The sequence below is a fragment of the Heliobacterium mobile genome, from assembly GCF_009720735.1.
Taxonomy (GTDB): Bacteria; Bacillota; Desulfitobacteriia; order Heliobacteriales; family Heliobacteriaceae; genus Heliobacterium; species Heliobacterium mobile.
Window position 1 is genome coordinate 1 of sequence record NZ_WNKU01000074.1, and the last position, 2,436, is coordinate 2,436.

The following is a 2,436-nucleotide window of genomic DNA, read 5'->3' on the forward strand; positions in this document are numbered from 1 at the left end:
TGTATTTGATACTCTAAAAGTGATCCACTTTTAGGGGAAGTGATCACGAAAAAAGTGAGCCACCGAATTTCCAATTTTCCTGTATTCTAGGGAGTGACGAGCAACCTAGAAAGGCAGGTAACGAGAGGAAATGATTACGATGGCTCAATACTATGATATCCAAAGGATGCACTTTAGGGAAGGCAAATCCATACGCACGATTGCCAAAGAGCTGAAGATGTCCCGCCGTACGGTGAAGAAGTATCTGACGGAGGGAAAAGAACCTTTACGACCTCCTACAAGGAGAAGCATAAAACCAAGGCCGGCCCCAGTGATCGAAGAAGTTCGGCCCTTGATTGAGAAATGGATTCGGGAGGATGAGAATGCACCGGTAAAACAACGCCATACCGGAAAGCGTATCTTCGAGCGCTTGGTGACGGAACACTGTTTTACCGGAGCCGAATCGACCGTCCGAAGAGAAGTCGGGCGGATTCGAAAAAAAGTAAAAGAAGTCTACCTCCCTTTGGAGTTTCAACTGGGAGACAATATTCAATGTGATTGGGGGCAAGCCCAGATCACCCTGAACGGAACCCCAAAAACGGTTCACCTTTTTGTCATGAGACTCACCGCAAGTCGTACCATTTACGTCAGGGCATATATTCACGAAAGACAAGAAGCCTTCTTTGACGGACATTGCCGAGCCTTCGAATTCTTCGGGGGAGTTCCTCGGAGAGTTACCTACGATAATCTCAAGACGGCCGTGAAAAAGGTACTCCACGGACGTAACCGGGAGGAAAATGAAGCATTTCAAGCGTTACGGGCTCACTATGTATTTCATGCGGAATTTTGTAATGTAGCATCCGGAAATGAAAAAGGCCAAGTCGAATCCATGGTCGGCTTTATACGCCGTAATTTCATGGTACCGGTCCCAGAAGTACAGAGTATCGAAGAGTTTAACCAGTATCTTGAGCAAAAATGCCGAGAATATGCCGCGAAGACTCGCGTGCCCTATCGAAACGAGATAGTCAATGAACTCTGGGAAGAGGAAAAGAAGCATTTACTGGCGATACCCAAAACGCCTTTCGATGCGTGCCGAATCGTGTCTGTGAAGGTCAGCTCTCAAGCACTGGTTCAACTAGATACGAACTTCTACTCTGTACCCTGTCGTTACGTTGGTGAAGTGTTGCTGCTCAAGGCGTATGTAGATCATGTAATCGTCGTGGATCAAGATACCGTGGTTGCCGAACATTCACGATGCTACCAAAAGAACCGACGACGCCTACAATTAGAGCATTACATAGACGCTTTGATGAAAAAACCGCGAGCCCTAAAAAATGCCGCGGTCTTTCAAACCAACACCATTCCGTCGATCTATCGTCGTTTTTATAAAGAAATGAATCAACGGTATGGAACTGACGGCGACAAGTCCTTTGTCCGTATTCTTTATCTTCATCGGGAACATGGTTCGGACGTACTGATCCCTATTCTTAAGGAAGCAGAGCGGCAAGGCCAATATCGGTATGAAGTAGTCTGGAATCTGCTTCATCAACGTTTACACGGACACAATACTACCCAACCCATGCCCAAAGAGGCTCTAACCGAACGACTGTCAGAATATCAAGTCTCCCAGCCCGATATCCACCAGTTTAACCAGCTGCTCGGGAAGGGAGGGACGCTGCATTGATGGTAGATATGCAGTTAGAGCACTATCTAAAACGGCTTAAGCTCCCGGCGATGATACGGCATGCAGAATCCATCGCCAGAGAAGCGGAAGAACGCGGCCAAAGCTATCTAGGCTTTCTAAAAGCCGTAGTTGAGCAAGAAGTTATCCAACGAGAAGAAAACCAACAGAAAGCGAGAATCACACAAGCGAACTTTCCCCTGTTAAAAACCTTAGAATCCTTTGATTTTACCGCCATTCCTTCACTTAACAAACAGAAAGTATTGGCTCTTGCTCATGGAGATTTTATGACCAAAAAAGAGAATGTTATTTGTTTGGGCAATAGTGGGACGGGTAAAAGCCATATTGCCACGGCGATCGCTTTATCGGCCTGCCAAAAAGGTAGAAGGGTACGTTTTACCCCTGTGTCTGCTCTTGTGGATGAACTCCTGGACGCACACCAACAACATCAATTACTGAGGCTCGAAAAGAAATGGAGCCGATTTGATCTTATTGTACTGGATGAGCTGGGTTATATCCCTTTTAGCCGGACGGGGGCTGAACTACTCTTCCAATTCTGTTCAAACCGCTATGAGAAGACAAGCTTGATGGTCACCAGTAATTTAGAGTTTGCAGAGTGGAATCATGTATTTGGGGACGAAAAGCTAACGGCCGCTTTCCTAGATCGACTTACGCACCATGCACATATTCTGATGATGAACGGGCAATCTTATCGCTTCCGTCAAAGTATGCGAAGGATAGAAAAGGGTAATATGCAGAATTCCTAACCTAATATT

At 46.1% G+C, this 2,436-nt stretch carries 2 protein-coding genes; both read left to right on the top strand.

Annotated features, from left to right (window positions below):
• The first annotated feature begins 139 nt into the window (after positions 1-139).
• Positions 140-1,663 (top strand): IS21 family transposase, encoded by a 1,524-nt coding sequence (gene istA, locus GJ688_RS19515; RefSeq protein ID WP_170292175.1) that lies wholly within the window; start codon positions 140-142, stop codon positions 1,661-1,663.
• Positions 1,663-2,427 (top strand): IS21-like element helper ATPase IstB, encoded by a 765-nt coding sequence (gene istB / locus GJ688_RS19520; RefSeq protein ID WP_328597405.1) that lies wholly within the window; start codon positions 1,663-1,665, stop codon positions 2,425-2,427. The genes istA and istB overlap by 1 nt, the downstream gene beginning before the upstream one ends.
• The last annotated feature ends 9 nt before the right edge of the window (positions 2,428-2,436 follow it).